The organism is Pseudomonas koreensis, from assembly GCF_025447595.1.
Classification (GTDB): Bacteria; Pseudomonadota; Gammaproteobacteria; order Pseudomonadales; family Pseudomonadaceae; genus Aquipseudomonas; species Aquipseudomonas koreensis_H.
Genome location: NZ_JAOEJU010000003.1, coordinates 251,461 through 265,517 on the forward strand (window position 1 = coordinate 251,461; position 14,057 = coordinate 265,517).

The 14,057-nt window shown below is 61.8% G+C and carries 15 protein-coding genes; 11 read left to right on the forward strand and 4 right to left on the reverse strand.

The annotated features are described in order from the left end of the window. The first annotated feature begins 137 nt into the window (after window positions 1-137). From N8H71_RS06890 to N8H71_RS06905, 4 genes are all read left to right on the forward strand, one after another. The gene (locus N8H71_RS06890; RefSeq protein WP_085687766.1) at window positions 138-875 is read left to right on the forward strand and encodes a response regulator; all 738 of its coding nucleotides are present in this window, start codon (window positions 138-140) and stop codon (window positions 873-875) included. Window positions 876-1,027: 152 nt separating this feature from the next. After that, entirely contained in the window at window positions 1,028-1,405 is a 378-nt protein-coding gene (locus tag N8H71_RS06895) for a hypothetical protein (RefSeq protein WP_262193405.1), read from the forward strand. A 161-nt stretch (window positions 1,406-1,566) separates the two neighbouring features. Further along, window positions 1,567-2,301: a substrate-binding periplasmic protein gene (locus N8H71_RS06900; RefSeq protein WP_262193406.1), complete on the forward strand. Its 735-nt coding sequence runs from the start codon at window positions 1,567-1,569 to the stop codon at window positions 2,299-2,301. Between the two features lie 108 nt (window positions 2,302-2,409). Beyond that, complete coding sequence (locus N8H71_RS06905) at window positions 2,410-2,661, forward strand: hypothetical protein (protein WP_262193407.1); 252 nt, start codon at window positions 2,410-2,412, stop codon at window positions 2,659-2,661. 64 nt (window positions 2,662-2,725) lie between these two features. Here N8H71_RS06905 and N8H71_RS06910 read toward each other — a convergent pair whose 3' ends face one another. The 3 genes from N8H71_RS06910 to N8H71_RS06920 form a co-directional block, all read right to left on the reverse strand. Beyond that, on the reverse strand, window positions 2,726-4,141 hold the full coding sequence (locus N8H71_RS06910) for an FAD/NAD(P)-binding protein (protein ID WP_262193408.1): 1,416 nt from the start codon (window positions 4,139-4,141) through the stop codon (window positions 2,726-2,728). Window positions 4,142-4,200: 59 nt separating this feature from the next. Further along, window positions 4,201-5,604 (reverse strand): LLM class flavin-dependent oxidoreductase, encoded by a 1,404-nt coding sequence (locus N8H71_RS06915; RefSeq protein ID WP_262193409.1) that lies wholly within the window; start codon window positions 5,602-5,604, stop codon window positions 4,201-4,203. Between the two features lie 216 nt (window positions 5,605-5,820). Then, window positions 5,821-6,384: a helix-turn-helix domain-containing protein gene (locus N8H71_RS06920; RefSeq protein ID WP_262193410.1), complete on the reverse strand. Its 564-nt coding sequence runs from the start codon at window positions 6,382-6,384 to the stop codon at window positions 5,821-5,823. An 85-nt stretch (window positions 6,385-6,469) separates the two neighbouring features. Here N8H71_RS06920 and N8H71_RS06925 point away from each other — a divergent pair, with 85 nt between their 5' ends. The 7 genes from N8H71_RS06925 (at window position 6,470) to N8H71_RS06955 (ending at window position 13,554) form a co-directional block, all read left to right on the forward strand. Then, entirely contained in the window at window positions 6,470-7,408 is a 939-nt protein-coding gene (locus N8H71_RS06925; protein WP_262193411.1) for a DMT family transporter, read from the forward strand. 106 nt (window positions 7,409-7,514) lie between these two features. Next, entirely contained in the window at window positions 7,515-10,415 is a 2,901-nt protein-coding gene (locus tag N8H71_RS06930; protein WP_262193412.1) for a monovalent cation/H+ antiporter subunit A, read from the forward strand. Beyond that, a complete protein-coding gene (locus N8H71_RS06935) occupies window positions 10,415-10,759 on the forward strand; it encodes a Na+/H+ antiporter subunit C (RefSeq protein ID WP_003192163.1) in 345 nt (114 codons plus the stop codon). The genes N8H71_RS06930 and N8H71_RS06935 overlap by 1 nt, the downstream gene beginning before the upstream one ends. Further along, window positions 10,756-12,435: a monovalent cation/H+ antiporter subunit D gene (locus N8H71_RS06940; RefSeq protein WP_262193413.1), complete on the forward strand. Its 1,680-nt coding sequence runs from the start codon at window positions 10,756-10,758 to the stop codon at window positions 12,433-12,435. The genes N8H71_RS06935 and N8H71_RS06940 overlap by 4 nt, the downstream gene beginning before the upstream one ends. Next, window positions 12,432-12,920 (forward strand): Na+/H+ antiporter subunit E, encoded by a 489-nt coding sequence (locus tag N8H71_RS06945; RefSeq protein ID WP_007950533.1) that lies wholly within the window; start codon window positions 12,432-12,434, stop codon window positions 12,918-12,920. The genes N8H71_RS06940 and N8H71_RS06945 overlap by 4 nt, the downstream gene beginning before the upstream one ends. Beyond that, window positions 12,917-13,195, forward strand: coding sequence for a K+/H+ antiporter subunit F (locus N8H71_RS06950; RefSeq protein ID WP_003225959.1), 279 nt, complete (start codon window positions 12,917-12,919; stop codon window positions 13,193-13,195). Before N8H71_RS06945 ends, N8H71_RS06950 begins: the two co-directional genes overlap by 4 nt. Then, a complete protein-coding gene (locus N8H71_RS06955; RefSeq protein WP_262193414.1) occupies window positions 13,192-13,554 on the forward strand; it encodes a Na+/H+ antiporter subunit G in 363 nt (120 codons plus the stop codon). Before N8H71_RS06950 ends, N8H71_RS06955 begins: the two co-directional genes overlap by 4 nt. Here the strand turns inward: N8H71_RS06955 and N8H71_RS06960 are convergent. Further along, window positions 13,551-13,991: a DUF3995 domain-containing protein gene (locus N8H71_RS06960; protein WP_262193415.1), complete on the reverse strand. Its 441-nt coding sequence runs from the start codon at window positions 13,989-13,991 to the stop codon at window positions 13,551-13,553. The genes N8H71_RS06955 and N8H71_RS06960 overlap by 4 nt on opposite strands. Window positions 13,992-14,057 lie beyond the last annotated feature (66 nt).

Consider the following 14,057-nt stretch of genomic DNA (forward strand, 5'->3'; position numbering starts at 1 on the left):
GGAGACCCGTTCTTCAGGCCATCCCATAACACTGTGGGAGTGGGCTTGCCCGCGAAGGGGCCATCGAACTCAGCATCATTGTTGACTGACAGACCGCTTTCGCGAGCAGGCTCGCTCCCACAAAAAGAGTGTGAACCATGGATCACATCAACCACATCCTGATCGTCGACGATGACCGCGAGATCCGCGAGCTGGTCGGCAATTACCTGACAAAGAACGGCCTGCGCAGCACCGTGGTCGCCGATGGCCGGCAGATGCGCAGTTTTCTGGAAGCCAACACCGTCGATCTGATCGTGCTCGACATCATGCTCCCCGGCGATGACGGGCTGGTGCTGTGCCGCGAGTTGCGCGCCGGCAAGCACAAGGCCACGCCGATCTTGATGCTCACCGCCCGCGACGACCAGACCGACCGCATCCTCGGCCTGGAAATGGGCGCCGACGATTACCTGACCAAACCCTTCGCCGCCCGCGAACTGCTGGCGCGGATCAACGCCGTGCTGCGCCGCACGCGAATGCTGCCGCCCAATCTGCTGATCACCGAAACCGGACGTCTGCTCGCCTTCGGCCGTTGGCGCCTGGACACCACTGCCCGCCACCTGCTCGATGAAGACGACACCATGGTTGCCCTCAGCGGCGCCGAGTATCGCTTGCTTCGGGTGTTTCTCGACCATCCGCAACGGGTGCTCAGCCGCGACCAGTTGCTCAACCTGACCCAGGGCCGCGACGCCGACCTGTTCGACCGCTCCATCGATTTGCTGGTCAGCCGCCTGCGTCAGCGCCTGCTGGACGACTCCCGCGAGCCGACCTACATCAAAACCGTACGCAACGAGGGGTATGTCTTTTCTTTCGCCGTGGAGATGCTCGCCGAATCCTGATGGATTTGTATCGCTCTGTATAAATTCGCCGCGCAGATACGTAACCCGTGTTTTCGGGCCGCAACACCACATATCAGCGATACACCCTCGCGTTTGAATGAACCCACCAGAAAGCACTGGTTCACTCATCATCAAACGCAAGGAGAAGCACCATGTTCAAGTCCTCGAAATCCCTGGTACTCGCACTCAGCCTGCTCGGCGGCCTGGCTATCGCCGATCTGGCGTCCGCAAGCTCCCAGCCACTGGTTGCCGAATACGGTTCGGAAAACCTGCAGAAGGATCGCGTAGCCGAAGGTGGCGCGGATCGTTTGCAGGAGCTGCGTGAACGCGTGGCTGAAGGCGGTGCTGACCGTTTGCAAGAGTTGCGTGAACGTGTAGCTGAAGGTGGCGCCGACCGTTTGCAGGAACTGCGTGAACGCGTCGCCGAGGGTGGTGCCGATCGCTTGCAGGAACTGCGTGAACGTTCGGCCCGCAGCGTACTGGTCGCCGAGAACCGTCCTGAGTTCGGTTCCAAATACCAGCGCTACTGATCGCCAGCCACAGCCGATATCGATTCCTGCCGGGGGTGTTCTGCCCCCGCAGCAATCACTACCGATAAGCCTTGTTCTCTGACACAAAAGCCCCGCTGATTCCTCACGACAGCCACTGCTCACCGTAATAAGCTGGCGCCAGTTTTGTTCAGGGATGATCCATGAAACGATTTGCCGCCTGTCTGCTGTCCATGCTGGCCCTATCGGCCACCGCGGCGGATCTGCAACTGCTCACCGACAACCATCCGCCCCTGCATTTCATGCAAGGCAATCAGCTCGCAGGATTCGGGGTGGACGTGGTGCAGGCCCTGGCGACCCAGACCGGCGACCGCATCCATCTGCAGCAAGTCCCGCTGTTGCGCGCCCTGCACATGGCCAGCGACACCCCCGACACCGGCGTATTCACCGTACTGCGTACCGACGACCGCGATAATCGCTATCAATGGGTCGGGCCGCTGATCGAAGTCGAAACCGCGCTGTACGCCCGCGACAATCTCCAGCCTCCCGTGCACAGTCTGCGTGAAGCCGATCACCTGGGCCGGATCACCGTGCCGCGCAAATGGCTGGTCTACAGCTATCTGCAAGGGCAAGACCTGAACAACCTCTACGGCGTGGAAACCCCGGAGCAGATGATGCGACTGTTCAGTCTGGGGCGTACCGATTTCGTGGTTTCCGATACCTGGTCCAAGGCCGCCCTTGCACGCGAACAAGGCATGGAGCCGGGACGCTTGCAGTACCAGATCCCGTTGATGAAACAGAACACCTACATTGCCTTTTCGCCGCAGACCGATCCGAAACAGGTCGCGCGCTGGCAGCAGGCGCTGGATACATTGCGGGCTGACGGCCGTCTGGAGCAGCTGCGCCAACGCTGGCTGAGCGATACTTTACCGCGCTGATCGGGCATCAACGCCTTCGATAACGACTATGCGCAAGGGTGTTTTCACATCAAAACCCTCCAGCACTAGAGTGGGCTCCATCTTCTCCCCACTCTCTGGAGCAACATCATGAAAGACATCATCGCATTGGGCTTCATCGTTTCCCTGATCGGCGCCACCTCTGCCATCGCCGCCCCACACGCCAGCGCCCCGGTTGTCGCAGCTGCGACCGTTGGCCAGTCCGGCACCCTGAACGTCGACACCGTCAGCATCGATGCCGAACACAAAGACAGCCTCAACCTGCAACAGAACGCCGAACAGACCAAACTGTACGTCGCAGAAAACCGTCCGGAATTCGGTTCTAAATATCAGCGCTACTGAGTGATCGGTTTGAGCTGCCAGAAACAGGAAACCCCGCCGAAGCGGGGTTTCTTGCATTTGGGCGTCAGCGAACCAGACGCGCTGCCAGTGCCTTGGCCTGCGACGCCACGTCGGTGACAGCGGTGCTTTCCCACCACATGCCGCGTAACGGCGGGCCCATGGTGAATAACCGTTCCGACTCCCGCCCCTGTGCATCGAGTACCGCGCCATCCGCCGCCGCCGCAATTCCCAGCGCCAACGGCCCCGGTTTTACCATCCCATGGGCCAGCAGTTGCTGCGGCAGAGGCCGAGCAACACGGCGCCAGTCGTATTCGATGCCGCTGGAGTTGATCAACGCCGCGCCCTGCACCACGCGGATTTCAGCCTCACCGCGAGGGCGAATGCGGATACTCACGCCCTCGCCCGACGCCGGCTCAAGCCCCTTGTAAGACGCCGCATGAATGCACAACCGTCCTTCCCGGTGCAGACGCTCGACCAGCTCCGCACTCAGCGGCGGCGAACGATGGTGATGACTTTCCCACCACGGCCGCACATGGCGCACGAACTGCCGGCGCTGCACATCGCTGGCCTGGCTCCATAACCGGCCGATGTGCGCGCGCACGGTGTCGAGCGGCGCCTGCCAGTCGATGCCTTGTGCAATGGCGTCGCGGCAATGCCGGCGCAATTCGCGCAGTAACTGGCGTGGCGTGCGGATGCTGTGATCCTCGGCGAGGAAGTCCACCCACGCGGGCGGTTGACGACGCACATGGGGCAGCAGCCCGTGGCGAGAAAACACCTCGATCGGCCCGCGATGCCCGGCCTGCTCCAGCGACACCACGGCATCGACCATGGTCAGGCCGGAGCCGATGATCAACACCGTGGATTGCGGATCGAGCTTACGCATGGCTGCGACATCCCACGGATCGAGCGCCGCCGCGTTGAGGCCGCTGGACTGCTTTTGCGGTGTGCGCGCCGCCGGGAACATGCCCGTCGCCAGCACTGCAAAACCGCCGTGCAATTGCTGACCGTCACTCAAGGTGAGCTGTACGGAATCGCTGGAAGCCTGAACATCGACCACTTCGGCACGCACATGCTCGACCGTCGCCCCCTGTTGCGCGCCCACCTGCTGCGCTTCGGCCAGACGCTGCTGCACGTACACGCCGAACAGCCCCCGAGGCGGAAACAGTTCGCTGACCGGTACATGTTGCTGATCCGACTCCGGCCAGCCACCGCCGGCGATGTGATCGGTCAGCCATTGGGTCAGGTCATCGGCATTGTCCGGGTCAACGCTCATCCGCGCCGCGTTGCCATTGAGCGTGTGGCCCAACTCCACCGCGCTGTACGCTTCGCCCCGGCCCAGTTCGGCGCGGGGCTCGATCACCAGAATCTTTCTCCGTCCCGGCAAACGCAGCAATTGCACCGCCAGCATCGTGCCGCTGAGCCCACCGCCGACAATCAGGATGTCGGCGTGACGCAGGGCGGTCGTATCGGTTTGAGTCATGCCGTTCTCGCAGCTGAGGATATGCTCGGGCCAGTGTCATTCAGACGCCGCAAAGGCGTCTAGACGGACGCGACTTTTTTCTCCTGCCGATGCAGCTCGCCGAGGTTCCGATAGCCGCTGCCCGGATGAATCTCCGGCAGTCTCGGCCCCTCGCCAAACAGCTTCTCGCGCAAGGTCCCCGGCGCATATTCGGTCTTGTAGACACCGCGCTTCTGCAACTCCGGCACCAGCAATTCCACGGCGTCGATGAAGGTTTCGTGGGTCAGCGCGTAGGCCAGGTTGAAGCCGTCGACGTCGGTTTCGTCGACCCACTCCTGCAACAGGTCCGCCACGGTTTCCGGGCTGCCGACGAACAACGGGCCGAAACCGCCGATACCGACCCAGTCGGCGAGTTCGTTGGGGGTCCAGACCTTGTTCGGATCGGCCGTGGAGAAAGCCTCGACTGCCGACTGGATTGCATTGGTGTGTACGTGCTTGAGCGGTTCGTCTGGTTTGAAGCGGCTGAAGTCGATGCCGGTCCAGCCCGAGATCAATGCCATCGCGCCTTCGTAGCTGACCCAGGATTTGTATTCTTCGAACTTGGCTTTGGCCTTGGCGTCGGTTTCGCCGAGGATCACGGTTTGCAGGTTGAATATCAGGATTTTCGACGGATCGCGCCCTGCCTCTGCAGCGCGGCGGCGAATGTCAGCCACGGTTTTCTTCAGCAGCACCTTCGACGGCGCGGCGACAAATACGCACTCGGCGTGCTCGGCGGCAAACTGCTTGCCCCGACTGGACGCGCCCGCCTGATAGAGAACCGGCGTGCGCTGCGGCGACGGTTCGCAGAGGTGAATGCCCGGCACCTGGAAGTGTTTTCCGTGATGGCGAATCTCGTGGATCTTGTTCGGGTCACTGAAAATCCGCCGCTCGCGATCCCGCAGAATCGCGCCCTCTTCCCAACTGCCTTCCCAGAGTTTGTAGCAGACCTCCAGGTACTCCTCGGCGAAGTCGTAGCGCGCGTCGTGTTCGGTCTGGGCTTGCTGGCCGATGTTTTTCGCGCCGCTCTCCAGATAAGAGGTGACGATGTTCCAGCCCGCACGGCCCTTGGTCAGGTGATCGAGAGTCGACAGGCGTCGGGCGAAGGGATAGGGATGCTCGAAGGACAACGAAGCCGTCAGACCGAAACCCAGGTGTTCGGTGACCAGCGCCATCGGTGGGATCAGTTGCAACGGATCGTTGACCGGCACCTGCGCCGCCTGCCGGATGGCCGCTTCGCCGTTGCCGTTGTACACGTCGTAGATGCCCAGCACGTCGGCGATGAACAAACCGTCGAACTTGCCGCGCTCGAGGATTTTCGCCAGATCGGTCCAGTACTCCAGGTCCTTGTACTGCCAGGAACGGTCGCGAGGGTGAGCCCACAGGCCAGGTGATTGGTGGCCGACGCAGTTCATGTCGAAGGCGTTGAGACGGATTTCACGAGCCATCAGACGGCACTCCCGATGTTCAGGAGGCGTTTAGAGGTTTGATTTAATGCGGTCATGTGAGGCGACTCCGTGGTTTCCGGATGAGGATCCAGATCTCTAAGCAGAAGTCATGCCCGAATATATTTCCTTTATTTATCAATAGATTGAGATAACAACCTAAAGCAATCTGCAGGAAGAATAGAGCAAACTGTTTATCCGCTGTCGGCCCCGCAACAGTCAGATCACCACATTACGTACGAAGCGCGCTGCCACTTCCCCGTCATTGCGATAGGTGTGCGGCTGGTTGCTGGCGAACATGAAAAACTCGCCTGCTGAAATGTGATGGGGTTGGTCGCCGAGCATCAGCGTCAGGCAGCCTTCGAACACGAAAATCTGCTCGCTCCAACCTTCGGCGTCCGGTTGCGAGGGATAGACCTCGCCCGGTTGCAGGCACCATTCCCACTGCTCCACCGCGCGGGTGGCGTTGGCCTTGGACAGTAAAACGGCTTTGCTGCCGGGAATGCTGCCGGCCCAGGCGAGTTCGTTAATGCGGCCCGGATCGCGATTGTCCGGGGCCTGGATCAGATCGCTGAAGGCCACTTCGAGGGCTTCGGCGACGCGGTCGAGGGTGGTCAGGCTGACGTTTTTCTCGCCGGCCTCGATCGCGACCAGCATCCGCCGGCTGACCCCGGACTTTTCCGCGAGGGCTGTCTGGCTCATATCGGCGGCGTGTCGCAAGCGCCGGACGTTCTGGCTGACGTGTTGCAGGACCGAAGCCCGCTGAACGGAATCTTTGTGCACTATATTGCTCACTGGCTGGGGTTGGGCAGTATACTGCGCAACATTTGGCGCATTGTGCGTCCCCTCCTCAAAAGTGCGCAAGGTCATGACGTCAGCCAACTCCCCTCAAACTCCCCTGCGGTTTTCCCGGTTCAGCAAAGCCGAGTGCGTGCTGGTGCTGATCACCATGCTCTGGGGCGGCACCTTCCTGCTGGTTCAACACGCCATGACCGTCAGCGGCCCGATGTTTTTCGTCGGTCTGCGCTTCGCCGCAGCGGCGAGCATCGTTGCGCTGTTCTCCTGGAAACACCTGCGTGAACTGACCCTGTTCGAACTCAAGGCCGGTGCTTTTATCGGCGTGGCGATCATGCTCGGTTATGGCTTGCAGACCGTCGGTTTGCAGAGTATCCCGAGCAGCCAGTCGGCGTTTATCACCGCGTTGTACGTGCCATTCGTGCCGCTGCTGCAATGGCTGGTGCTCGGTCGGCGCCCGGGTTTGATGCCGAGCATCGGCATCATGCTGGCGTTTACCGGGCTGATGCTGCTTTCCGGGCCGTCCGGCGCTTCGCTGAATTTCAGCCCCGGTGAAATCGCCACGCTGATCAGCGCCATTGCGATAGCGGCCGAAATCATCCTGATCAGTAACTATGCCGGCCAGGTTGATGTGCGTCGCGTAACCGTGGTGCAACTGGCGACGACTTCGGTGCTGTCGTTTTTGATGGTGGTACCGACCGGCGAGGCGATTCCGGATTTCTCGTGGCTGTTGCTGAGCACCGCCCTGGGCCTGGGCGCGATGAGCGCGGCGATTCAGGTGGCGATGAACTGGGCGCAGAAAAGCGTTTCGCCGACCCGTGCGACCTTGATATATGCCGGTGAGCCGGTGTGGGCCGGGATTGTCGGGCGCATCGCGGGAGAGCGTCTGCCAGCGATTGCATTGGTGGGTGCGGGGCTGATCGTGGCGGCAGTGATCGTCAGTGAATTGAAGACCAAGGGTAAGGAGACACAACCGGTCACAGAAGAACTGGAGCGCGAAACCGAAGGCTGAACATGGATTTAGCAGCTACTTTGTAGGATTCAGAGACATCCTCGCGTTTGGCGATCCGGGAGCTGGCACGTATGATGCTTCACAAACTTCCGCAGATTAGAAGCCTATGTCCCTGATAGTTCTACTGCTTCTGCCTTTCTTGGGCAGCTGTCTGGCAGCCGTGCTGCCGCACAACGCGCGTAACGCCGAATCCCTGCTGGCAGGTCTGGTCGCACTGATCGGCACAGTCTCGGTCGCGATGCTGTACCCGCAGATCGCCCACGGCGGCGTGATCCGCGAAGAATTCACGTGGCTGCCCAGCCTGGGCCTGAACTTCGTCCTGCGCATGGACGGCTTCGCCTGGCTGTTCTCGATGCTGGTGCTGGGCATCGGCACCCTCGTTTCCTTGTATGCCCGTTATTACATGTCGCCGGACGATCCGGTGCCGCGTTTCTTCGCGTTCTTTCTGGCGTTCATGGGCGCCATGCTCGGGCTGGTGATCTCCGGCAACCTGATCCAGATCGTGTTTTTCTGGGAGCTGACCAGCCTCTTTTCGTTCCTGTTGATCGGCTACTGGCACCACCGCCACGACGCGCGCCGCGGCGCCTACATGGCGTTGATGGTCACTGGTGCCGGGGGATTGTGCCTGCTGGCGGGGGTCATGATCCTCGGCCATGTCGTCGGCAGCTATGACCTGGACAAGGTCCTGGCCGCCGGCGATCTGATTCGCGCACATGCCCTCTACCCCATCCTGCTTCCCCTCATTCTTATCGGCGCTCTCAGCAAAAGCGCCCAGTTCCCGTTCCACTTCTGGCTGCCCCACGCGATGGCGGCACCCACACCGGTTTCGGCATACCTGCACTCGGCGACCATGGTCAAGGCCGGGGTTTTCCTGCTCGCACGGTTATGGCCGTCGCTATCCGGCAGCGAAGAATGGTTCTACATCGTCAGCGGTGCCGGCGCCGCCACGCTGTTGCTCGGCGCGTACTGCGCGATGTTCCAGAACGACCTCAAAGGACTGCTGGCCTACTCGACCATCAGTCACCTTGGCCTGATCACGCTGCTGCTCGGCCTGAACAGTCCGTTGGCCGCCGTGGCGGCTGTGTTCCACATTCTCAACCATGCGACCTTCAAGGCTTCGCTGTTCATGGCCGCCGGGATCATTGACCATGAAAGCGGCACCCGCGACATCCGCAAGCTCAACGGTCTGTTCAAGCTGATTCCGTTTACCGCCACCCTGGCGATGGTGGCCAGCGCCTCGATGGCTGGCGTGCCTCTGCTGAACGGTTTCCTGTCAAAAGAAATGTTCTTCGCCGAAACCGTGTTCATCAATGCCACTGCCTGGGTTGAAACCAGTCTGCCGATCGTCGCGACCATCGCCGGCATGTTCAGCGTGGCCTACTCGCTGCGCTTCACCGTCGATGTGTTTTTCGGCCCGACTGCCACCGATCTGCCGCACACACCGCACGAGCCGCCACGCTGGATGCGGGCGCCGGTTGAACTGCTGGTCTTCACCTGCCTGCTGGTAGGCATTTTCCCGGCTCAAATCGTCGGCCCGCTGCTCGCCGCTGCGGCATTACCGGTGGTCGGTGGCGTGCTACCGGAATACAGCCTGGCCATCTGGCACGGCCTTAATGCTCCGATGATCATGAGTCTGATCGCGATGTCCGGCGGCATCGTGTTGTATCTGCTGCTGCGCAATCAGCTCAAGCGCGGGCGCTTCAAGTACCCGCCATTGGCGGGGCGCTTCAACGGCAAGCGAATGTTCGAGCGCAGTCTGGTAGCAATGATGCGTCTGGCCCGACGGCTGGAGCGGCGGATCGGCACCAAGCGCCTGCAAACCCAGCTGTTCCTGATGGTATTGGCGGCCGTGCTCGCCGGGCTGATCCCGATGCTGCACAGCAGCCTGAGCTGGGGCGACCGGCCGAAGATCCCCGGTTCCATAGTGTTCGTGACCCTGTGGCTGCTGGCAATCGCCTGCGCCCTCGGCGCCGCATGGCAGGCCAAGTATCACCGTCTCGCCGCCCTGACCATGGTCAGCGTCTGCGGCCTGATGACGTGCGTGACCTTCGTCTGGTTCTCGGCGCCGGATCTGGCCCTGACGCAACTGGTGGTCGAAGTGGTGACCACGGTGCTGATCCTGCTCGGCTTGCGCTGGCTGCCACGGCGGATCGAAGAGGTTTCGCCGTTGCCAAGCAGCCTGCGCAAGGCGCGTGTACGGCGTCTGCGCGACTTGCTGCTGTCGATTGCGGTTGGCGGCGGCATGGCGTTGTTGTCCTACGCCATGCTGACCCGGCAGACGCCGAACGATATTTCCTCTTTCTACCTGAGCCGAGCCCTGCCCGAGGGCGGCGGCAGCAACGTGGTCAACGTAATGCTGGTGGATTTCCGGGGCTTCGACACCCTTGGCGAAATCACCGTGCTCGCCGCCGTGGCACTGACCGTGTTCGCCCTGCTGCGTCGTTTCCGCCCGCCGAAAGAAAGCCTGCAACTTCCGGCTCAGCAGCGACTGCTCGCCCCCGACGTGGTCACCGACCTGGTCAACCCGCGTTCGGCCAGTGACACAGCGCTCGGCTTCATGATGGTGCCGGCGGTGCTGGTACGCCTGCTGCTGCCAATTGCGCTGGTGGTGTCGTTCTACCTGTTCATGCGCGGGCACAACCAGCCGGGTGGCGGCTTCGTCGCGGGTCTGGTGATGTCGGTGGCGTTCATCCTGCAATACATGGTCGCGGGCACCCAGTGGGTCGAGGCGCAAATGAGCCTGCGGCCGCTGCGCTGGATGGGCACCGGCCTGCTGTTCGCTACCGTCACCGGCCTCGGGGCGATGGCGGTGGGCTATCCGTTCCTGACCACCCATACCTGGCATTTCAGCCTGCCGCTGCTGGGTGACATCCATATCGCCAGCGCGCTGTTCTTCGATATCGGCGTCTACGCGGTGGTGGTCGGCTCGACCTTGCTGATCCTCACCGCCCTCGCCCACCAATCGGTCCGGGGCCACAAAACCGCTGCCGCCAAAGGAGCCGTCTGATGGAAGAAGTCATCGCAATCGCCATCGGCGTGCTCGCCGCATCCGGGGTCTGGCTGATTCTGCGGCCACGGACGTTCCAGGTGGTGATGGGCCTGTGCCTGCTGTCCTACGGCGTCAACCTGTTCATCTTCAGCATGGGCAGCCTGTTCATCGGCAAGGAGCCGATCATCAAGGACGGCGTGCCGCAGGATCTGCTCAATTACACCGACCCGCTGCCCCAGGCGCTGGTGCTGACGGCCATCGTCATCAGCTTCGCCATGACCGCATTGTTCCTGGTGGTGCTGCTGGCCTCACGGGGCCTGACCGGCACCGACCACGTTGACGGAAGGGAGCCCAAGGAATGACGGCGATGACTCACCTGATCGCCGCACCGATCCTGCTGCCGCTGCTGACCGCCGCCATCATGCTGATGCTCGGCGAGAAGCACCGTCCGCTGAAGGCGAAAATCAACCTGTTCTCCAGCCTCCTCGGCCTGGGCATTTCCGTGATGCTGCTGCAATGGACCCAGACCACCGGCGTGCCCGGCTCCATCGGCGTGTACTTGCCGGGCAACTGGCAGGTGCCGTTTGGCATCGTGCTGGTGGTCGATCGCCTTTCGGCATTGATGCTGGTACTGACCGGGATCATCGGCGTCAGCGCCCTGCTGTTCGCCATGGCCCGCTGGGACGGCGCCGGGTCGAGCTTTCACGCCCTGTTCCAGATTCAGTTGATGGGACTGTACGGCGCGTTCCTGACGGCGGATCTGTTCAACCTGTTCGTGTTCTTCGAGGTATTGCTGGCCGCGTCCTATGGCCTGTTGCTTCATGGTTCGGGTCGGGCGCGGGTGTCATCGGGGCTGCATTACATCTCGATCAACTTGCTGGCCTCGTCGCTATTCCTGATCGGCGCGGCGTTGATCTACGGTGTGACCGGCACGCTGAACATGGCGGATCTGGCCCTGAAGATCCCGCTGGTGCCGGAGGCCGACCGTGGCCTGCTGCACGCCGGCGCAGGGATTCTGGCCGTGGCCTTCCTGGCCAAGGCCGGCATGTGGCCGCTGAACTTCTGGCTGGTGCCGGCCTACTCGTCAGCCAGCGCGCCGGTGGCGGCGATGTTCGCGATCATGACCAAGGTCGGCGTCTACACCCTTTTGCGTCTGTGGACACTGCTGTTCTCGGGACAGGCCGGCGCTTCAGCGTATTTTGGCGGTGACTGGCTGATCTACGGCGGCATGGCGACCATGGCCGGCGCGGGTGTGGCGATCATCGCCGCGCAACGCCTGGAACGCATGGCCAGCCTGAGCATTCTGGTGTCGGCGGGGATTTTGCTGTCAGCCGTAGGTTTCGCCCAGCCGAACCTGATCGGTGCGGCGCTGTTCTATCTGGTCAGCTCGACCCTCGCGTTGAGCGCGCTGTTCTTGCTGGCCGAGTTGATCGAACGCTCGCGCACCGCCATCGAAGTGCCGCTGGAAGACGAAAACGAGCTGCTACCACGTCCGCAGGAATGGCAACGACCGGTCAAGGGCATCAACCTCGATGACGATCAGAAAGCCGTCGTCGGTCAGGTGATCCCGTGGACCATGGCGTTCCTCGGCCTGAGCTTCATTGCCTGCGCGCTGCTGATCATCGGCATGCCGCCGCTGTCCGGGTTTATCGGCAAGCTGAGCCTGATCGGTGCGCTCCTTAATCCGCTGGGCCTCGGGGCCAACGAACCGGTCTCTAACGCCGCCTGGGCATTGTTGGCCCTGCTGATCCTCACCGGGCTTGGCTCGCTGATGGCGTTCTCGCGTCTGGGCATCCAGCGTTTCTGGTCGCCTGAAGAGCGCCCGTCGCCGCTGCTGCGCAAACTGGAATGCACGCCGATTTTCCTGCTGTTGGGTCTGAGCATTGCGCTGACCTTCAAGGCTGAACCGCTCATGCGCTATACCCAGGCAGCGGCCGACGCCCTGAACAATCCGCAACAATACGTGATGGCGGTACTCGGCACCCGAGCCGTGCCGAGCCCGGAAGCCAAGGCCGCGCTGCTGGAGGTGCAACCATGAAGCGTCTGTTTCCTGCTCCGTGGTTGTCGCTTGCGCTGTGGTTGCTGTGGCTGGTACTGAACCTGTCGGTCAGCCCGGGCAACCTGCTGCTCGGCGCCGTACTTGGATTTTGCGCCCCGCTGATGATGCGCAAACTGCGCCCGCAGCGGATCCACATCCGCCGCCCGGGCACCATCCTGCGATTGTTTCTGCTGGTCGGGCGTGACGTGATCGTCTCGAACCTGCAGGTGGCCTGGGGCGTACTCAACGCCGGTCGTCGGCCACTACGTTCACGCTTCATCAAGGTGCCGCTGGACCTGCGCGATGCCAACGGTCTGGCGGCGCTGTCGATGATCTGTACGGTCGTGCCCGGCACGGTGTGGTCCGAGCTGGCGCTGGATCGCAGCATTCTGTTGCTGCACGTCTGGGATCTGGATGACGAGGCGCAATTCATCCAGCACTTCAAGGTCACTTACGAGCGGCCGTTGATGGAGATTTTCGAATGAGCCCGCTGCTGTCGAACGCGATTCTTCTGACGCTGTTCCTGTTCTCGCTGGCGATGGTCCTGACGCTGATCCGGCTGTTCAAAGGCCCGTCAGCGCAGGATCGGGTACTGGCGCTGGACTACCTGTACATCGTCGCCATGCTGATGATGCTGACTCTGGGGATTCGTTATTCCAGTGACACCTACTTCGAAGCGGCGCTGCTGATCGCATTGTTCGGCTTTGTCGGCTCGTTTGCACTGGCGAAATTCCTCCTGCGTGGCGAGGTGATCGAATGAATGCTGAACTGTCTCTGTGGGTGGAAATCCCGGTGGCGATCCTGTTGGTACTCAGCGGCGTATTCGCCCTGATCGGTGCTGCCGGGTTGCTGCGAATGAAGGATTACTTTCAACGCATGCACCCTCCGGCGCTGGCCTCCACGATTGGCGCCTGGTGCGTGGCGCTGGCGTCGATCATCTGTTTTTCCGCGCTCAAGTCCGGGCCGGTATTGCATGCGTGGCTGATACCGATCCTGCTGTCGATCACCGTGCCGGTCACCACGTTGCTACTGGCGCGGGCGGCGTTGTTCCGCAAGCGCATGGCCGGGGATGACGTGCCGGCCGAGGTCAGCAGCCGGCGCACCGAAATCGGCAACTAGATCCAGGCGACGGCCAACAGCCCGGCTCCCAACATCAGACACAGCGGCGAGTAAACCCAAGTGTCGAGCCGGGCGAACCGCGATCCCTTCACTTCCTTGAAAAAACCCACCAGCTCCGAATCGCCAATTGCCCTTGCAAACATCAACAGCGCAATCGCGCTGATCACCCACTGCAGTGTCCAATGATGAACTGCGGGCAACCACCACCCCACTCTCATACATACAAGTGCGGCGATCAGCAGCAGGGCCGCAGCCACAATCAACGTGATCCAGCCTGAAGGCTTGAACGCCGGCCTGAGCGTCAGCCCGCCGCTATCTACCGGAACCTGCGGCACCACCGCCACGGCCGCCCACTGCCCACCCATCGCCCAATACACATGCATCAGGCTGATCACCGCAAATATCGTCACCAGCCATTGAGCCAACACAAAGGTCATGGTCGAGAATCCTTGAAAGGGATTTGAACAAAATATCCTAGTCGGCATTTTTCCATGTGCACGACC